General features: G+C 70.5%; 15 protein-coding genes. 8 read left to right on the top strand and 7 right to left on the bottom strand.

The window, feature by feature from the left end; genetic code table 11:
* Positions 1 to 225: 225 nt before the first annotated feature.
* The 3 genes from IBL26_RS09550 to IBL26_RS09540 form a co-directional block, all read right to left on the bottom strand.
* Positions 226 to 1,827, bottom strand: coding sequence for an ABC transporter substrate-binding protein (locus tag IBL26_RS09550; RefSeq protein ID WP_187784245.1), 1,602 nt, complete (start codon positions 1,825 to 1,827; stop codon positions 226 to 228).
* A 103-nt stretch (positions 1,828 to 1,930) separates the two neighbouring features.
* On the bottom strand, positions 1,931 to 3,199 hold the full coding sequence (locus tag IBL26_RS09545) for an MFS transporter (RefSeq protein ID WP_241749202.1): 1,269 nt from the start codon (positions 3,197 to 3,199) through the stop codon (positions 1,931 to 1,933).
* A 303-nt stretch (positions 3,200 to 3,502) separates the two neighbouring features.
* A complete protein-coding gene (locus IBL26_RS09540) occupies positions 3,503 to 4,258 on the bottom strand; it encodes an SDR family oxidoreductase (protein WP_187784244.1) in 756 nt (251 codons plus the stop codon).
* 132 nt (positions 4,259 to 4,390) lie between these two features.
* Here IBL26_RS09540 and IBL26_RS09535 point away from each other — a divergent pair, with 132 nt between their 5' ends.
* From IBL26_RS09535 to IBL26_RS09520, 4 genes are all read left to right on the top strand, one after another.
* Positions 4,391 to 5,335 carry an AraC family transcriptional regulator gene (locus IBL26_RS09535; RefSeq protein ID WP_187784243.1) on the top strand — a complete coding sequence of 315 codons (945 nt, stop codon included), beginning with the start codon at positions 4,391 to 4,393 and terminating at the stop codon, positions 5,333 to 5,335.
* Complete coding sequence (locus tag IBL26_RS09530; protein WP_187784242.1) at positions 5,335 to 5,673, top strand: hypothetical protein; 339 nt, start codon at positions 5,335 to 5,337, stop codon at positions 5,671 to 5,673. The genes IBL26_RS09535 and IBL26_RS09530 overlap by 1 nt, the downstream gene beginning before the upstream one ends.
* Before the next feature lie 117 nt (positions 5,674 to 5,790).
* On the top strand, positions 5,791 to 6,669 hold the full coding sequence (gene yghU, locus IBL26_RS09525) for a glutathione-dependent disulfide-bond oxidoreductase (protein ID WP_187784241.1): 879 nt from the start codon (positions 5,791 to 5,793) through the stop codon (positions 6,667 to 6,669).
* Positions 6,670 to 6,881: 212 nt separating this feature from the next.
* Positions 6,882 to 8,090 (top strand): MFS transporter, encoded by a 1,209-nt coding sequence (locus IBL26_RS09520; protein ID WP_187784240.1) that lies wholly within the window; start codon positions 6,882 to 6,884, stop codon positions 8,088 to 8,090.
* Between the two features lie 118 nt (positions 8,091 to 8,208).
* Here the strand turns inward: IBL26_RS09520 and IBL26_RS09515 are convergent, their stop codons facing one another.
* The gene (locus IBL26_RS09515) at positions 8,209 to 9,201 is read right to left on the bottom strand and encodes a GlxA family transcriptional regulator (RefSeq protein ID WP_187784239.1); all 993 of its coding nucleotides are present in this window, start codon (positions 9,199 to 9,201) and stop codon (positions 8,209 to 8,211) included.
* Positions 9,202 to 9,336: 135 nt separating this feature from the next.
* Between IBL26_RS09515 and IBL26_RS09510 the strand changes: the two genes are divergently transcribed.
* The 4 genes from IBL26_RS09510 (at position 9,337) to IBL26_RS09495 (ending at position 14,440) form a co-directional block, all read left to right on the top strand.
* Positions 9,337 to 10,230, top strand: a complete 894-nt coding sequence (locus IBL26_RS09510) for an MBL fold metallo-hydrolase (protein ID WP_241749200.1) — start codon at positions 9,337 to 9,339, stop codon at positions 10,228 to 10,230.
* 21 nt (positions 10,231 to 10,251) lie between these two features.
* Positions 10,252 to 11,145: a nitroreductase family protein gene (locus IBL26_RS09505; protein WP_241749198.1), complete on the top strand. Its 894-nt coding sequence runs from the start codon at positions 10,252 to 10,254 to the stop codon at positions 11,143 to 11,145.
* A gap of 202 nt (positions 11,146 to 11,347) precedes the next feature.
* The gene (locus IBL26_RS09500) at positions 11,348 to 12,631 is read left to right on the top strand and encodes an MFS transporter (protein ID WP_187784238.1); all 1,284 of its coding nucleotides are present in this window, start codon (positions 11,348 to 11,350) and stop codon (positions 12,629 to 12,631) included.
* A gap of 126 nt (positions 12,632 to 12,757) precedes the next feature.
* Positions 12,758 to 14,440 (top strand): coiled-coil domain-containing protein, encoded by a 1,683-nt coding sequence (locus IBL26_RS09495; RefSeq protein WP_187784237.1) that lies wholly within the window; start codon positions 12,758 to 12,760, stop codon positions 14,438 to 14,440.
* Positions 14,441 to 14,827: 387 nt separating this feature from the next.
* Here the strand turns inward: IBL26_RS09495 and IBL26_RS09490 are convergent, their stop codons facing one another.
* The 3 genes from IBL26_RS09490 to IBL26_RS09480 all read right to left on the bottom strand — a co-directional run.
* Entirely contained in the window at positions 14,828 to 15,262 is a 435-nt protein-coding gene (locus tag IBL26_RS09490) for a chemotaxis protein CheD (protein WP_187784236.1), read from the bottom strand.
* Entirely contained in the window at positions 15,259 to 16,341 is a 1,083-nt protein-coding gene (locus tag IBL26_RS09485; protein WP_187784235.1) for a protein-glutamate methylesterase/protein-glutamine glutaminase, read from the bottom strand. Before IBL26_RS09485 ends, IBL26_RS09490 begins: the two co-directional genes overlap by 4 nt.
* Positions 16,342 to 16,343: 2 nt before the next feature.
* The coding region (locus IBL26_RS09480) for a CheR family methyltransferase (protein ID WP_456316405.1) at positions 16,344 to 17,190 on the bottom strand (847 nt) is incomplete at its 5' end.

The raw sequence follows: 17,190 nt of genomic DNA, 5'->3' as shown, positions 1-17,190 counted from the left end.
GCCGGATGACCGGGGGCGGCGGGGCGGTTCGGCTTCCCTCCATGGCCGCCTGCGGGTCAGCAAGGATGGCGGCATGGCCGGGATCGGATTTTGGTCAGGCTGACACGTTGGCCGTGGGCGGGGCGGACCCCGCTGAGCTTATCGATCGCTTCCCGCCCGGGGTCGGGCACAGATGGCCGGGCCGGCGATCCGCGCCAGCCACCCCGGGCAGGGCGTTGCCCGCCTTCAACTCCGCCGCACGTTCCAGAACAGGGACGGGCCGCCCTTCAGGACGCCGGTGATGCTGCGGCGATAGGCTTGCTGCGGCCGCTGCAGGCCGAGTGGGATGAAGGGGGCTTCCTCCCACACATTGAGCTGCAAGGCCTCGGCGATGCGCTTTTCGGCGGCGGGGTCGGTGGCCTCGAACCACTGGTCGCGCAGCGCCTCTCGCGCCGGGCTGGTGGGCCAGCCGGACCAGGCATTGGCGCCGTTGCCGCGCAGCGGCTGGTGGCTGCCGGGGACGGAGGTGTCCATCCCTTCCCAGGTGGTGCAGAAGGCGCTGAAGCCGCCTTGCTCCACCGGGCCACGATTCGTGCGGCGCTGGATCTGCGTGCCCCAGTCCATCGACAGCAGGTCCACGTTGAAGCCGACGCGGCGCATCAGGTCGGCCGCCACTTCCGTCATGGCCTGCAGGTTGGGCAGGTCGGTCGCCGAGAGCAGCACCACGCGCTCGTTGTTGTAGCCGGAGGCGCGCAGCAGTTGCCGCGCCTTCTCCAGGTCCCGCGGGCTGGTCAGGATCTCCATCCCGGCGTCGTTGGCCAGGGGTGCGCCAGGGGTGAAGGCGCCGGCGGGGATGCGGTACAGCTCGGGGTCGGTGCCCATCGCGGCCTGCATGAAGGCTTCCTGGTCCACGGCCGGGAACAGGGCGCGGCGAACCGCCGGATTGTCGAAGGGCGGGTGCAGGTGGTTGAAGCGCAGCACGCCGAAGGCGCCGAAGCTGTTGATCGTCTCCACCACGATCTGCCGGTTGCGCCGCAGGACCGGCAGCAGGTCCGGCAACGGCGTTTCCCACCAGTCGATCTCGTCGTTCTGCAGGGCGGCGGCGGCGGTGGCGGCATCGGGCATCACGCGCCATTCGACGCGGTCGAAATGCACCGGCTTGCCGCCGGCCAGCAGGTCCGGCGCCTCCTGGCGCGGCTGGTAGGCGGCGTTGCGCTCGAACACCGCCAGGCTGCCGGCCACCCATTCGTCGCGCAGGAAGCGGAAGGGGCCGCTGCCGACGATGTCGGTGACCTGGGTGAAGGGGTCGGTCTGCGCCGCGCGTTCCGGCATGATCGCGCAGATATTGGCGCCCACCTTGCCCAGCGCCCAGGTCAGCCCGGCCCAGGGCCGCTTGATGCGGAGGGTGAAGCGGTCGTCTGACACCGCCGCCATCTCGTCCAGCAGCACGTCGAGGCGCTGGCCGAGCACGTCGCGCTTCGACCAGCGGCGGATGGAGGCGATGCAGTCGCGGGCGCGCACCGGCTCGCCATCATGGAAGCGCAGGCCGGGGCGCAGGGCGATGGTGTGGGTCAGCCCGTCGGCGGAGACCTCGTGCCCGGCGGCCATCTGTGGCCGGACCTGGAAGTCGGCGCCGATGCCGAACAGCGTGTCATAGATCATCAGCCCGGCGTTGCGGGAGAGCACCGAGGTGCCCCAGATCGGGTCCACGCTGGCCAGGTTGCCCTGCGGGGCGAAGCGCAGCGTCCGCGCGCGGCCCTGGGCCAGGGCGGGGGCGGCGATGTGGCCGGCGCCGAGGGCAGTCGCTGCGCCGGCGGCCGTCTTCAGAAGCGTTCTGCGGTAGGTCATGCCGGTGCCCTCTGCCTGGACGCCCGAGCCGGGACGGTCCGGCGGAAAGAGTGCCTGCCGGAATGTTCCGCGACAAGGGCGTGCTCGCACCGCCCTCCCTTGCCTATGCGGTGGCGAGGCGCGCCCGGCGGCGCAGCAGCAGCGTCGTCACGATCAGCACGTTCGCCATGTTCCACGCAACGCCGTTGAGGAAGGCGGCGGCGTAGCTGCCGGTCGCGTCGAAGATCACGCCGGACAGCCAGCCGCCGAGCGCCATGCCGACCAGCGTCGCCATCAGCACGATGCCGACGCGCGTGCCGGCCTCGGAAGCGGGGAAGCTTTCCCGGACGATGACGGCGTAGGAGGGGACGATGCCGCCCTGCACCAGGCCGAACAGCGCCGAAAGCGTGTAGAGGGAGGCGAGGCCATCGAAGAACAGGAACAGCGACAGGGCCAGGCCTTGCAGCACGGAGCCCAGCAGCAGCGTGCGCAGCCCACCGATCCGGTCCGCGATCAGCCCCGAGGCGAGGCGGGAGGCGATGCCGCAGGCCAGCATCAGCGAGAGCATCTGCGCCCCCCGGGCGACGCCGTAGCCGAGGTCGCCGCAATAGGCGACGATATGCACCTGCGGCATCGCCATGGCGACGCAGCAGGCGATGCCGGCGGTGGAGAGGACCACCGTCGCCCCGGTGGGGGAGAGGCCGAAGGGCCTGCCCTCCCCTGCATCCTTCTGCAGGCCGCCACCATGCGTGCCGGGGGCGCGGGCGCGCAGCAGCAGGGCGAGCGGCAGCATCGTCACCAGGCAGATGGCGCCGACGACGAGATGGGCGGTGCGCCACCCATAGGCACCGATCAGCCAGCTGAGGACCGGGGGCCAGACGGCGCCGGCCAGGTAGTTGCCGGAGGCGGCGATCGCCACCGCGATGCCGCGCCGCCGGCGGAACCACAGCGACGCCTCGGCCACCAGCGGCGCGAAGGCGGCGGAGGCGCCGAGCATGCCGATGAGCAGGCCCTGCGCCACGGTATAGACGGTGATGGATGGCGCCAGCCCCGCCAGGGCATATCCGGCGGCCAGCATCAGCGTCGCGCCGAGCAGCGGCTTCATCGGGCCGAGACGGTCGGTCAGGCGGCCCATCAGGATACCGCCGGCGCCGAAGCCGAGCATGGTGAGGGTGTAGGGCACCGAGGCGGCGCCGCGGCTGATGCCGAACTCCGCCTGGACATAGGGCAGCGCGACGATCACCGACCACATGCCGACGCCGCCGATGGTGGAGAGTGCGACGATGGCGGCGAGCCGCAGCCAGGCGGTGCGGGAATCCAGCAGGTCGGCCTGGCTCATGACCTCGCCCCTGGCGTGGGGAGAGGCGCCGCCGGGCCGGGCGGGGCGCGTCATGCTGGGCGCCTGCGCGCGGCCATCCTGCGATGGTGTCGGGTCGGAATGGTCACGGAGCGCCTCACCCTGCGGTGGCCGGTCATGGGGCGTCGCCCCGGATGGGTGCGGCCGCCGGCCTTTCCAGACGATGATGCAGGCCGCCGGGCGGGCCGTCCATGCCCCCCCCCTGCCCCGGCCGGTGTGGTGGCGATGGGTCCGGGCGGCCCAGGGCGGCAGGGGCGGTTGCCCCTGTCCGTGGGCGAGTGAGGATGCGGTGTGCCGGCGCAGATGCACCGCCGCCGGACGGTGCCCCGGGCGCGGCGGTCAGATGCCCTGGCCGCCGGAGACCTCGATGCGCTGCGCGTTGACCCAGCGGTTGTCGGGGCCGAGCAGGCTGGCGACCATCGGGCCGATATCGTCCGCCACGCCAACGCGGCCGAGTGCCGTCATGTCCGCGAAGTGCCTTTTGAACTCAGGCGTATCGCGCACCGCGCCGCCGAAGAAATCGGTCTCGATGGCGCCCGGCGCCACGGTGTTGACGGCGATGCCGCGCGCCCCCAGCTCCCTGGCCATGTAGAGGGACAGCACTTCCACCGCGCCCTTCACCGCCGCGTAGGCGGCCCAACCCGGCGCCGAGACCCGCGTCAGGCCGGAGGACAGGTTGACGATGCGGCCACCATCGGCCAGCAGCGGCAGCAGCGCCTGGGTCAGGAAGAACACGCCTTTCAGGTGCACGTCGACCAGGCGGTCGAACTGCGCCTCCGTCGTGTCGGCGATCGGCGCGAAGTCGCCGTAGCCGGCGTTGTTGACCAGGTGGTCGAAGCTGTCGCGGCCCCAGGTTTCGCGCAGGGCCGCCCGCAAGGCGGTGGCGAAGGCGGGGAAGGTAGCGGCGTTGCCGACATCGAGTTGCAGGGCAATGGCCTTACGGCCCATCGCGGCGATCTCGGCGGCGGCCGCCTGGGCGTCCCCGGCGCGGCTCTGGTAGGTGATGACGACGTCGCCGCCGCGGGCGGCGATGCTGCGCGCCGTGTTGCGGCCGAGGCCGCGGCTGCCGCCGGTGACGAGGGAGATGGTGGTCATGGCTGGGCTCCTTGCCTGGTGCCCTGATCATCGCCCCCGGCCGGGCGGGCGTCCTTACCGGAACCTCGGACTTGCTTGCTTGATCCTCCGAAGCCGGATGCGGCCGGGGGGCGCGGCGGGTAGCATGGCGGCATGAGCAGCCTTCTCGACCTGGTGCGCCGGCATGGCGAGGCGCATGCCGATGGCCACGGCATCGCCCGCACCTTCATCCTTGGCCTGAGCACCGTCCATGCGACGGCGCCGAGCGAACTGGTGCACGACATCTCCCGCCCCCTCGCCTGCCTGGTGATGCAGGGCGGCAAGCGCGTCACCATGGGAACGCGGGATGTCAGCTTCGGCGCGGGGGATTCGCTGCTGATCACGGCGGATGTGCCAACCATCAGCCAGGTGACGCAGGCAAGCGCGGCGGTACCCTACATGTCGCTGGTGGTGGAGCTGGACCCGGCCGTCATCGCCGAGTTGAGCCTGCAGATGGAGGGGGCCGATGCCGCCGATGCCAGCGCGGTGCAGGCCGACCCGACCGCAGCCGAGGTGGTGGAGGCGGCCACCCGGATGATGCGCCTGCTGGACCGCCCGGCGGCGGTGCCGGTGCTGGGGGCGGCGCTGATGCGCGAACTGCATTACTGGCTACTGACCGGGCGGCATGGGGCGGCGGTACGGCGGGTCGGCTGGCCAGGCGGGCCTGTGGAGCGGGTTTCGCGCGCCGTGGCGGTGCTGCGGGCCCGCTATGCCGAGCCATTGCCGGTGGAGAGCCTGGCGGCCGTGGCGGGGATGAGCCCGTCCTCCTTCCATCAGCATTTCCGCAGCGTGACCTCGCTGTCGCCGCTGCAGTTCCAGAAGCAGTTGCGGCTGATCGCGGCGCGGCGGCTGATGCGGGGCGAAGGCTGCTCGGCCAGCAGCGCGGCCTTCGCGGTGGGCTATGAGAGCGTGCCGCAGTTCACGCGCGAGTATGGGCGGATGTTCGGCGCGCCGCCGGCACGGGATGCGGAGGCCGCGCGGCTGGCCGCCAAGGCACCAGCACCAGCACCAGCACCAGCACCAGCACCAGCACCAGCTAGCGGCGGGAGCCTGCGCTGATGGGCAAGGGTCCGGTGACGCCCGATGGCCGCTACTTCATCGTCCGGGGGCGCTTGTGGCGCTGTTCCGATCCTGGCCTGCCGCCTGGGCGGCGCGATGAGCTGGTGAAGGAGCTGATGGCGGCACGGCGGGCCAAGCAGGCGGCGATGCGCACCGCGGATGAGGTGGCGCGGGAGGCCGCGCGAGCCAGGGTGGACGCGGCCAAGCACCAGTTGGGCGAGCGTGGCCCGGTCTGGTGGGATGACGGCGCGCCTGACTACAACCGGCGCATGGCGCGGACGACGCCCTACGCGGACTGGGCCGCCAGGCTGAACGCCGACGAGACTGGCCAATCCTGACGGCGGGCGGGCGGGGGTGGAGCGAGGGGGTGGAAGGCGACTACTATGGCGGCTGGCCAGGGCGTCCTGGCGCTGCCCGGTTTCGGGCGCCGCTGGCGAGATCATCGGAGAGACGAGATGGATCAGGCTTCCAGCTATTCCCCGCCCAAGGTCTGGGTGAACGACCAGCAGAACGGCGGCGCCTTCGCCGGCATCAACCGGCCGACCGCCGGCGCGCGGCAGGAGAAGGCGCTGCCGGTCGGGCGGCATCCGCTGCAGCTCTACTCGCTGGGTACCCCCAACGGCGTGAAGGTGACGATCATGCTGGAGGAGCTGCTGGCGGCCGGCCATGGCGGCGCCGAGTATGACGCCTGGCTGATCGAGATCGGCAAGGGTGACCAGTTCGGCAGCGGCTTCGTCGAGATCAACCCCAACTCCAAGATCCCGGCCCTGGTGGACCGCAGCGGGGCGGAGCCGGTGCGGGTGTTCGAATCCGGCGCCATCCTGGTGCATCTGGCGGAGAAGTTCGGCGCCTTCCTGCCGCAGGCGGGCGCCGCGCGGGCGGAGTGCCTGTCCTGGCTGTTCTGGCAGGTGGGCAGCGGGCCGTTCCTTGGCGGCGGCTTCGGGCATTTCTATGCCTATGCACCAGAGAAGCTGGAATACCCGATCAACCGCTTCGCCATGGAGGCCAAGCGGCAGCTCGACGTGCTCGACCAGCGGCTGGCGGTCAGCGAGTACATCGCGGGCTCGGACTACACGGTGGCGGACATGGCGATCTGGCCCTGGTACGGGCTGCTGGCCAAGGGCGAGCTGTATGGCGACGCCGGGACGTTCCTGCAGGTGGGCCAGTACCAGCACCTGCAGCGCTGGACGGCGCTGGTGGGCAGCCGGCCGGCGGTGCAGCGCGGCGCGATGGTGAACAAGGTCAATGGCGACCCGTCGCGGCAGCTGCGCGAGCGGCATGATGCCAGCGACTTCGCCGCCGTCGCGCCGCAGGCGGGTTCGCCGCCGGCCTGAGGCGGCGGGTCCGGGCGACCGGCCGGCCGGGGAGTGGCGTGGCCGGTTGTCCGGGTTCGCGGGCCTTGTGGCCAGGGGGGGGTGTGCCGTGGGCGGCGGTGATGCTGCCGGCGGCGGGTTGCTTGTCCGCCGCGCGCGATGGGGCGGCGTACGTTGTGCCGAAGGGTGAGCCTGGGCATATCCCCGCGGAGCAATCCATAAGGCGCTGGCCCATGCATCATCCCCATTCCGGCACGCCGCCTGGTGCCCGGCGCCCGGCCATCCCGGTGACGGTCTGGATGCTGGGCGTCGTGAGCCTGCTGATGGATGTCTCCTCCGAGATGGTGCAGACCCTGCTGCCGCTCTATCTGGTGGGCAGTCTGGGCGCCTCGGCCATGCTCGTCGGCTTCATCGAGGGCTTGTCGGTCGCCGTGGCGACCGCCACCAAGTTCCTGTCGGGGCTGTTCGTCGACTGGAGCCGCCGCAGCAAGCCGCTGGCGGTGCTGGGCTACGGCCTTGGGGCGCTCTCCCGGTTGTTTTTTCCGCTGGCGGCCAGCGTCGATCTCATCATCCTGGCCAAGGCGATGGACCGGGTGGGCAAGGGCATCCGCGGCACGCCGCGCGATGCGATGGTCGCGGCGGTGAGCCCGCCGGAGATCCGTGGCGCCAGCTTCGGGCTTCGCAAGTCGCTCGACACCGTGGGCGGCTTTGTCGGTCCCCTGCTTGCCGTATTGGTGATGATGCTGATGGCCGGGGATATCGTGACCGTGTTCTGGCTGGCGGCCATTCCGGCCGCGCTGGCCATGGCGGTGCTGATCTTCGGTGTCCGGGAACCGGCCGAGAACGGCGCGGCCAAGCGGGCTGGATTCCGGCTTTCTCAGGCATTGCAGCTGAATCGCGCCGTCTGGGGGGTGATCGGCATCGCCTCAGTCATCATGCTGGCGCGGTTCAGCGAAGCCTTCGTGTTGCTGAAATCGCTGGAGGCTGGCTTCTCCCCGACCTGGGTGCCGCTTTCGATGGTGATCATGCACGCGGTGTACGGGCTGGCGGCCTACCCGGTCGGCAGGCTGTCCGACCGCATCGGCACCACGGGGCTGCTGCTGTGGAGCCTGGCCTTCCTGGCCGCCGCGCATCTGGTCCTGGCCTTTGCCGGCTCGGCCTGGGTGTACATCCTCGGCACGGTTTTCTGGGGGCTGCATATGGGCTTCTCCCAGGGCCTGCTGGGCGCGATGATCGCAGGGGCCACACCGGACGGGTTGAAAGGCAGCGCCTTCGGCGCGTTCAACCTGACGACGGGTGCCGTGGTCCTGCTGGGCAACACGGCGGCGGGCTGGTTCTGGCAGAGCTTCGGGTCGGCGGTGCCGTTCCTCGTCGGCGCGGGATTGTCGCTGCTGGCCATGCTGTTACTCGCGATCGGCGGGCGGCGGAGGGTGGCGGCCTAGCCCGCGCCAATGTCGGCTTCGTAGAACTGAAGCTGCGCACGGCGTTGTTCGGGAGGGTGCCCGGCAAGGCCCGCGGAACCAGCGGATGAGCGGGCCGGTATGCGTGGGCAACGCCTTTCTATAGCAGGTGCGGGGATCGGGCCTGGAAGCGCTTGCGGTATTCGGCGGGCGTCAGGCCGACGATCTTCGCGAAGACTTTTCGGAAGGCACCGGGATCGGAGTAGCCGACATCCCATGCCACCTGATCGGCGGTGCATGCGCCCGACTGGAGCAGTTCGCGCGCGCGGCTGACGCGGATGCGCTGGGCGTATTCCGTGGTCGTCAGGCCCGTCGCCTTCTGGAAGCGCCGCAGGAAGGTCCGCTCCTCCAGCCCGGCCCTGGCGGCCAGGGCGGCCAGGTCGGCCTCCTTCGCGCCCGTCGCCTGCAGCCAGTGCTGGACCTTGAGGATGGCGCCGTCGCCATGGTTCAGCCTGGGCGCGAAGGCGCTGTAGTAGCTCTGCTCCCTGCCAGGCGGGTCGACCAGGAAGCGCCGCGCCACCTCCAGCATGACCACCAGCCCGAGATAGCGGTCGATCAACTTCAGGACGAGGTCGGTCCAGGCCATCACGCCGCCAGCCGTGATGATGTCTCCATCGTCGATGATCAGGCGGGCGGCATCCATCTTCGCTTCGGGGAAGCGGGCCTCGAAGGCCTCCTCGAACGTCCAGTGCGTGGTGATGCTGCGGCCGGCCAGCAGGCCGGTTTCCCCCAGCAGGAACGCGCCGGTGCAGATGGAGCCGAGCACGGTGCCGGTGCCGTGCGATTCGCGTAGCCAGCCGACGAAGGGCGCGGCCTCCGCGGGTTCGATCAGCGGCCCGAGCCGGGGCGGCAGGATGAGGACGGAGGGCGCGCCGGCCTCGTCCGGCGCGGTGTCGAACACCCGGCGCGGAGCAGCCTCCCCCTCATGGAGCTGCCAGTGGCTGACCCGGAGCGCGGGAGCCTGCCGGTGATCGGTCGCCTCGGCGGCGATGCGGCCGGCGAGGAGCAGGAAATCCGTCATACCCAGCACGGCGGCCAGCTGGGCGCCTGGGTAGAGCACCAACCCGACCTCGATACGGTCCGCGCCGGTCATGTCGTTTTCAACCCTGATAATGTCGACACCGCCACTCCTACCCTGGCCGCCGCTGGCCTATCCAGGGGTCATCATATCTCCCGCGTGGGCATGCCGGCGATCAGCGTGGCGCCCCGGTGCTGAAAGGAACCAGCCATGACGGACCAGGACGGGTTGCCGATGACCCGCCGCGAGGCGCTTCCGGTGATGGGTACGCTCGGGGCGCTGTCCGCCGGAGCGCTTGGGATGACGGTCCGGCCCGCAGCGGCGGCCGCCGGGCAGGCGACGGTCAGGCAGATCCGCAACGCGACGCTCCGTGTCGATTTCGGCGGCGTGCGCTTCCTGGTGGACCCGATGCTGGCGGACCAGGGCGCGGCGCCCGGCTTCCCCGGCTCGGCCAGCAGCCAGGTGCGCAACCCGATGGTTCCGCTGCCCCTGCCTGTCGCCGAGCTCATCGACGTCGATGCGGTGATCGTGACGCATCTGCACACCGACCACTGGGACGACGCCGCCAAGGCGCAGTTGCGCAAGTCTCTGCCCATCTTCGCGCAGAATGACGCGGATGCGGCCGCGATCCGCCAGGCCGGCTTCACGGATGTGCGCGTCCTGAGCGGGACGTCGGCGTTCAACGGCGTGACGCTGGCGCGGACGGATGGGCAGCACGGCACGGACGCGACGCTGCAGGCCATCCCGGCCCTGGGCAAGGTATGCGGCGTGGTGTTCCGCCATCCCGCGGAGAAGACGCTGTATGTCGCGGGCGACACCATCTGGAACCAGCACGTCGCGCAGGCCATCGCCACCCACCGGCCGGACGCGATCGTCCTGAATGCCGGCATGGCGCTGTTCATTGGGCTGGACCCCATCATCATGGGCATGGCGGATGTCCGCGCGGTGCATCAGGCGGCACCGGGCGCGATGTTGATCGCCAGCCACATGGAAGCGGTCAATCACTGCATCCTCAGCCGCGCCGATCTGCGGGCCTTCGCCGCCAAGGAAGGCTTCGCGTCCAGCCTGCGCGTTCCGGCGGATGGCGAGTCCGTTGCCCTCTAGGAGCCATCCCGTTTCCCTGGGATGATCCGTGGCCATGGCGGCGCCGATGCGGGTTGCCGCGGCGCGGCGTTGATGGAGGTGGTGTTGCTCGATCGACTGTTGGAGATCCTCAGGGCGCGGTTCGGTTCCGCGCCGGCGCTGCAGGCCGCGCCGGAAGGTGCCGAGGTGCTGGCGGCCATGGCGGACCGCCGGGTCATGCGGCGATACACCGACAACCCTGTCGACCCCGCGTTGCTGGAGACGCTGTGCGCGGTGGCGCTGGCCGCGCCGTCGAAGTCGGACCTGCAGCAGGCGGATATCATCATCATCTCCGGCCAGGCGCAGCGGGAGAAGCTGCATGCGCTGATCCCGGACAACCCCTGGGCCAGGGAGGCGCCGGCGTTCCTGGTATTCTGCGCCAACAACCGGCGGCACCGGCTGGCCTTCGAGTGGCGCCAGCAGCCTTTCGTGAATGACCACCTGGACCCGCTGTTCAATGCCTCGGTCGATGCGGGCATCGTGCTGGCGACGTTTATCGCCGCGGCGGACCGGGTTGGGTTGGGGGCCTGCCCTGTCAGCGCCATCCGCAACCGGGCGGCGGAAGTGTCCGAGCTTCTCGGCCTGCCGGACCATGTGTTCCCGGTGGCGGGGCTGGGGGTGGGGTGGCCGTCCTTCGCGGGGGTCATGAGCCCGCGCCTGGGGCTCGACGTCACGGTCCATCACGACCGGTATGACGAGAGCGGCCTGCGGGACAAGATCGCCGATTACGACCGGCGGCGCGCCGCCGTGCAGCCCTACGCGACGCAGCGGTATACGGAGCGGTTCGGCCAGGCCGAGGCGTATGGCTGGTCGGAGGACAAGGTCCGGCAATACTCGGTGCCGGAGCGGGCGGATTTCGGCGCCTTCATCCGCAGGAAGGGGTTCAAGGCAGATTGAGCTTGCAGCAAGCGTGGGTATCCAGGCCCGCTGATCATGGTGGTCCGGCCGATCCTGCTTCGATGGTTCCCGGTACGGGGCGGCAGGAACCATGCGGTGCCGCTGCCGCGACGGGCGCCGGAGCAGGCGGGCCGCGGAGAGGCGGTGGCAATCCGTAGGAGGCGGCTGGATATTTCAGCCGGCGCGGATCAGGCTGCAACGCATGAGACCAATCGAAGCCGACAGCCTTCCGCGTGGGGGTGAGAGCGTGGCGCCGGGGACAGACAGTGGCCGGCAGGGTGCGAAAGTGCCCAGGCGGGTGCTGCCGACCCTGGTTCTGTCGCAGTTCTGCGGCACCTCGTTGTGGTTCGCCGCTAATGCGGTGATGCCGGACCTGCAGCGCGACTGGGGCCTGCCGGCGACGGCGGCGGGCAGCCTGAGTTCCGCGGTGCAACTGGGCTTTGTCTGCGGCACGCTGGTCTTCGCGCTGTTGATGCTGGCGGACCGGCTGCGGCCGACCTGGCTGTTCTGCGGCTGCTCCCTGCTGGGGGCGCTGGCCAATGCGGGGATCGTGCTGCTGGACGGGGCGTGGTGGCCGTTGCTGGCGCTGCGCTTCACCGTGGGCTTCCTGCTGGCGGGGATCTACCCGGTCGGCATGCGGATTGCCGCCGGGTGGTACCGGGAGGGGCTGGGCGCGGCGCTGGGCGTGCTGATCGGCGCGCTGGTGCTGGGCACCGCCCTGCCCCACGGCGTGCGTGCCCTGAGCGGCGGCGAGCTGGGGGGCGGCGCGGCCTTGCCGTGGCAGGCGTTGTTGCTGGGCGTATCCGCCCTGGCGGCGCTGGGAGGGCTGGCAACCTTGCTGCTGGTGCCGCCCAACCCGGATGCGCCCAGCGGTGCCGCCATCCGCCTGCGCGGCCTGGCCGCCACCTGGCGGGATGCGCGGCTGCGGGCCTCCGTCTTCGGCTATTTCGGCCATATGTGGGAGCTTTATACCCTCTATGTTCTGCTGCCGCTGATCCTGGCCACGCGGCTGGCGGGCACCGCCGTCAGTGCCGGGGCGTTCTGGGCCATCGCGGCCGGCGCGGTGGGCTGCGTGGCGGGCGGGCTGCTGGCGCGGCGCTTCGGCAGCGCGCGGATTGCCGCCTTCCAGCTGGGGGCCAGCGGGGCCTGCGCGTTGGCGGCGCCGCTGCTGCTGGGGGCACCGTTGCCGGTTTTCCTGGCGTGGCTGCTGCTGTGGGGGATGACGGCGGCGGGAGATTCGCCGCAATTCTCCGCGCTGACGGCGCGGAACGCGCCGCGGGCGGCGATGGGCAGCGTGCTGACGCTGGTCAATTGCGTCGGCTTCGCCATCACGGTGTTCAGCATCGAGTTGTTCACGCGCCTGGCTGGGGTGGCGTCGCTGGCGTCGGTGCTGCCATGGCTGGCGGCGGGGCCGGCGCTGGGGCTGCTGATGCTGCGGCCGTTGCTACGGAGCGCACCGGCGCCGTCCGGGCCACAGGCTGGCTGACGGCCGGGCGCTTCGGGCTTCGGTCGTCGGCGCCCCGTGCATGGGCGAATGGCGCACGGCTGGTCAGGAATCATGAACCTTCGTGCGGGCATGATGCGCTGGAACGCTCGAAGAGAGACAGCCGCCATGATTCCGTGCCCCGGGCTGACCGCCATCGCCCACGACCTGCGCCAAGCCCATGCGCCGCTCGAGGCCGATTTCAGTGCCGCCGGGCGCCAGCTGGAACGCGCCGCGGGTTCCCTGGGCGGCCTGGGGCGCTGCTTCGACGAACTGGGCACGCAGTTGCGCGGGCCACAATTGCAGGACGCCATCGCGCAGCTGGAGCGTGCTGCCGGCCAGGTGCGCGGCATCGATGCCGTGCTGCGGGTGGAGCGGCAGGTGCTGGAGCGGATGGGCGGGCAGCTGGGCACCATCGGCGGCGCCCTGGGGCGGCTGGACAGCACCGTGCGGGCCGTGGGCATGCTGACCGTATCGGCCAAGGTGTGCGCGTCCGGCCTCGGCGAATCGCGCGAGGACCTTTCCGCCTTTACCACCGAGATCGCCCGGCTGTTCGACCTCTCCCGCCAGAGCCTGGAGAAGTTCCAACACGTGGTGGTGCAGTTGCAGGAGCAGGTGCGCGGCGGGCTGGCGCGGCAGGACGGCTTCGCGCGCCAGCAGGCCGAGGCGCTGCAGGGCATCCCGGGTTGGCTGGCCGAGGGGGTGGGCGCCGTGGACCGCCGGCTGCGCGCGGGGGCGGAGGCCTCCACCGAGGTTTCCGCGCGATCCGCCGCCATTGCGCGGCGGGTGGCGGAATCGGTGATGGCGCTGCAGATTGCCGACACCACCCGCCAGCGGGTGGAGCATGTGGAGGAAGCGGTGCTGGCGCTGGCGCGGCACCGGATGCCGGATGATGCCGCCGATGCGGCGCTGGTACGGGCGCATGTGTGCCACCTGCAATCGGCCCTGTTGCAGAACGCGGCGCAGGAACATGCCGCGCAATGCGAGCGCGTGGACGGCGCGTTGCGGGCCATGGCGGCGGATGCACGCGCAATCTGCCAGCTGGGCCACGAAGCCTATGGCAGCAACGAGCGGCGCGGCAGCCTGCTGGGGCCGCTGGAAGCCACGGTGCGGCAAGCGCAGGCGCTGCTGCGCGAGTTCCGCACCGCGCAGGCGGAGGTGGATGGCATGGCGCGCGGCATCGCATCCTCTGTCACGCAACTGGTCAGCCAGATCGCCACGGTGCGGGGGCTGGAGACCGACCTGCGGTTGATGAGCCTGAACATGACGCTGAAATCCGGCCGGCTGCACGATGCCGGCCGTACCCTGCACACCATTGCGCGGGAGTTGCGCAGCTGCGCCGACCAGACCACGCAGATCGTCGCGCAGATTGCCGAGGACCTGACCAGCGTGACCGCCCTGGCGCAGGACCGCGTCGACCGTGGGCGGAGCGCCGAGGAAACGGCGCTGGACCAGCTCAGCGGGTTGATTGCCGGCGCCATGACGCGGCTGGAAGACACCGGCCAGCAGATCGGCCTGGCCCTGGTGACGCTGGAGGAAGAAGGCAACGGCGCGGCGACCGCCCTGGCAGCGGCCGAGACGGCCCTGAAGGCGGTGAACGTGCCGGAGATGCTGCGCGCTGCCGCCGCCCGACTACTGGCCCTGGCCGGCGGCCCGGCGCCAGACGAGGCCAAGGTGGCGCGAATCCGCCCGCTGCTGCCCGCCAGTGCCAGCTACACCATGGAAAGCGAACGCCAGGTACAGGCGCGGCTGGCCGGGGGCGGCGCGGCGCCCGCGGCGGCCCCTGCTAATCTGGAGGACATTTTGTTCTAGAGCATGATGCGTTCACACTTCTTCACACCTCGAGCTGTATGCCTTGTTTGGTCGCGTGATTCGGTCTTTCGGTGATTCCACCTCAAGCCAGTGCGCTTTGGAGCTCCGAATGGTGGAGGAAAGCCGGGGAAGGAATTCCCCGGACCCCTTCTTTTCCTTCTTCGAGTTTTCTCGCGTCGTTGCTGTTGAGGTGTTGGTTTGAATGAGACGGGTGCATTCTCGCCTGAGGTCCGGCACCTCTGCCGAGCGAATTAAACCCCTGTGGCCCGTAAGTTCAGAAGCGCCGCCTTGTTCTGGGCGCGCAACACCAAACTTGAAGAAAGAAGATGGGGCCTGGGGAATCCTTCCTCGGCCTTGTTTCTCCGACTGCCCGCAAGGGCCAAGCCTTCAGGCGAGCCGCAACCTGACTTCGGCTGTATCGGTGCGGTAATGCAGCAGCATACCGCGATTCCCGCCGGTGCGGCGTGCTAGGAGGGGGATGCCGTGGCGGTGCAGGGCCTCCAAGCCGGCCGAGATGTTCTGTGCACCGATATCACCAAAGGCCGAGGCGCCGCCGAACAGCTTGGCGCGCAAATGCGGGCGGTGGCTGCCGCCCTCCAGCATGGCCTGGAGCAGCAGGTCGTTGGCGACCTCGCCATAGCGGCCGGTGGTGCCGCCGCGTGGCAGCGCGGTGTGGTTGATGCCGCCGCGCTGGCGCACCGGGTCCCACAAGCAGAGCGAGACGCAGGAGCCGAGAACGGTGGTGATCCAGTGCGGTGCCGCCGGGCAGGCGACCTCGCCCACCGCCAGGAACAGGCGTGGCAGCCTGGCCCAGCTTTTCAATGCGGCCTGGCGCGGAGGATCTCGGCGGCGAGGCTTTCCAGCGGCAGCACTTTTTCGACCGCGCCCAGGGCGATGGCTTCCTTTGGCATGCCGAAGACGACCGAGGTAGCTTCATCCTGCGCCACGGTGTGGGCGCCGGCCTTGCGCATTTCCAGCAGGCCGCGGGCGCCGTCATCGCCCATGCCGGTCATGATGATGCCGGTGGCGTTTCCGCCGGCGTATTGCGCGGCGGAGCGGAACAATACGTCCACCGAAGGGCGGTGGCGGGAGACCAGGGGGCCGTCCTTCACCTCCACGTGGTAGCGCGCGCCGCTGCGGCGCAGCAGCATATGGCGTGCGCCGGGGGCGATGAGCACGCGGCCGCGGAGGACGCTGTCGCCATCGGCGGCCTCCTTGACCTCCACGGCGCAGATGCCGTTGAGGCGATGGGCGAAGGCGGCGGTGAAGCGTTCCGGCATGTGCTGCACGACGACGATGCCGGGGCAATCGGCCGGCAGGGCTTCCAGCACCTCGCGCAGCGCTTCCGTGCCGCCGGTGGAGGCGCCGATGCAGATGACGGATTCGGTGGTGCGTGCCATGGCGTGCCGGGTGCTGGGTGGCGGCAGCATGGCGTCGGCGGTGAGTTTCTTCTCGACCGCGCGGGGCTCGGCGCGCGGGCGGGGGCCGCGGTTCAGCCGGGCGCGGGCGGCGCCCTTGATGGTGTCGCAGATGCGGATGCGCGATTCCAGCAGGCCCTGCCGCGTATCGAGCTTGGGCTTCAGCAGGATGTCGACGGCACCGGCCTCCAGCGCCTGCATCAGCGTCTCGGAACGGGCTTCGACCAGGGAGGAGCACATGACGACCGGGATAGGCCGCTGCGCCATGATCTTGCGGAGGAAGGTGATGCCGTCCATGCGCGGCATCTCGACATCCAGGGTGATGACGTCCGGCACCTCCTGCTGGATGCGCTTGGCCGCCACGAAGGGGTCGGAGGCGGCGCCGAGGACCTCGATCTCCGGGTCGGATTCCAGGATGTCGGTGAGGGTCTGCCGTACGACGGCGGAGTCATCGACGATCAGCACGCGGATCTTGCCGGACATGCTCAGATCCTGCGGAAGACGGTGGCGGCGGTGGGTTCCACCGGCAGGCTGAAGCCAGCCAGGGATTCCGAGTGGCCGAGGAACAGGTAGCCGCCCGGGCGCAGTTGCGCGCAGATGCGTTGCAGCACCGCCTGCTGGGTCGGCTTGTCGAAGTAGATGAGCACGTTCCGGCAGAAGGCGACGTCCATCTCGCCATCCAGGCGGTAGGCGCTGTCCATCAGGTTCAGCCAGCGGTAGCGGACCATCTGCCGCAGTTCCGGCGCCACGCGTACCAGACCGGCCGAGGCGCCGCGCCCGCGCCGCAGGTAGCGGGCGCGCATGGCGGGTGGTACCGGCGCCGCCATCTCCTCCGGATAGATGCCGAGCAGGGCGGTTTCCAGCACGCGGGTGGAGATATCCGTGCCAAGGACGGAGGCGGTGAAACGGCCCTGGCTGGCGGCGTCCAGCACCATGGCCAGGGTGTAGGGCTCGGCGCCGGTAGAGGCGGCGACGCTCCAGACCTTCAGCGTGGGCGTGCGGCCGCGCGGGGCGTCCTTCAGCAGGGACGGGATGACCTGGTCGGCGAGGATGCGGAAATGCTCCGGCTCCCGGAAGAACTCGGTCTTGTTGGTGGTGACGACGTCGATCAGCGCCACGGTTTCCTGGGCCAGGCCGTCGCGGTCGAACAGATGGGCGCAGTAGTCACGCAGGTCGTGGCAGCCGGTGGCGGCCACGCGCTTGCGCAGCCGCCCTTCCAGCATCGTTTGCTTGCTGCGCGGCATCTTGATGCCGCTGTATTCTTCGATGAACTTCGCCAGGCGCAGGAAGTCGGCGTCCCGCAGCCGGTCGAGGCCATCGGCCATGTCCTGC

The organism is Teichococcus aerophilus (assembly GCF_014490485.1).
In the GTDB taxonomy this organism is placed as follows: domain Bacteria; phylum Pseudomonadota; class Alphaproteobacteria; order Acetobacterales; family Acetobacteraceae; genus Pseudoroseomonas; species Pseudoroseomonas aerophila.
The sequence above is the reverse complement of the archived record's forward strand: the minus strand, read 5'-3'. Positions and strand labels throughout refer to the sequence as shown.

Coding starts and splice junctions, on each gene's coding strand:
- IBL26_RS09545 (WP_241749202.1), bottom strand. CDS start 3,199: ATGACGCGCCCCGCCCGGCCCGGCGGCGCCTCTCCCCACGCCAGGGGC.
- IBL26_RS09510 (WP_241749200.1), top strand. CDS start 9,337: ATGACGGACCAGGACGGGTTGCCGATGACCCGCCGCGAGGCGCTTCCG.
- IBL26_RS09515 (WP_187784239.1), bottom strand. CDS start 9,201: ATGACCGGCGCGGACCGTATCGAGGTCGGGTTGGTGCTCTACCCAGGC.
- IBL26_RS09540 (WP_187784244.1), bottom strand. CDS start 4,258: ATGACCACCATCTCCCTCGTCACCGGCGGCAGCCGCGGCCTCGGCCGC.
- IBL26_RS09550 (WP_187784245.1), bottom strand. CDS start 1,827: ATGACCTACCGCAGAACGCTTCTGAAGACGGCCGCCGGCGCAGCGACT.
- IBL26_RS09530 (WP_187784242.1), top strand. CDS start 5,335: ATGGGCAAGGGTCCGGTGACGCCCGATGGCCGCTACTTCATCGTCCGG.
- yghU (WP_187784241.1), top strand. CDS start 5,791: ATGGATCAGGCTTCCAGCTATTCCCCGCCCAAGGTCTGGGTGAACGAC.
- IBL26_RS09500 (WP_187784238.1), top strand. CDS start 11,348: ATGAGACCAATCGAAGCCGACAGCCTTCCGCGTGGGGGTGAGAGCGTG.
- IBL26_RS09505 (WP_241749198.1), top strand. CDS start 10,252: ATGATCCGTGGCCATGGCGGCGCCGATGCGGGTTGCCGCGGCGCGGCG.
- IBL26_RS09535 (WP_187784243.1), top strand. CDS start 4,391: ATGAGCAGCCTTCTCGACCTGGTGCGCCGGCATGGCGAGGCGCATGCC.
- IBL26_RS09485 (WP_187784235.1), bottom strand. CDS start 16,341: ATGTCCGGCAAGATCCGCGTGCTGATCGTCGATGACTCCGCCGTCGTA.
- IBL26_RS09495 (WP_187784237.1), top strand. CDS start 12,758: ATGATTCCGTGCCCCGGGCTGACCGCCATCGCCCACGACCTGCGCCAA.
- IBL26_RS09520 (WP_187784240.1), top strand. CDS start 6,882: ATGCATCATCCCCATTCCGGCACGCCGCCTGGTGCCCGGCGCCCGGCC.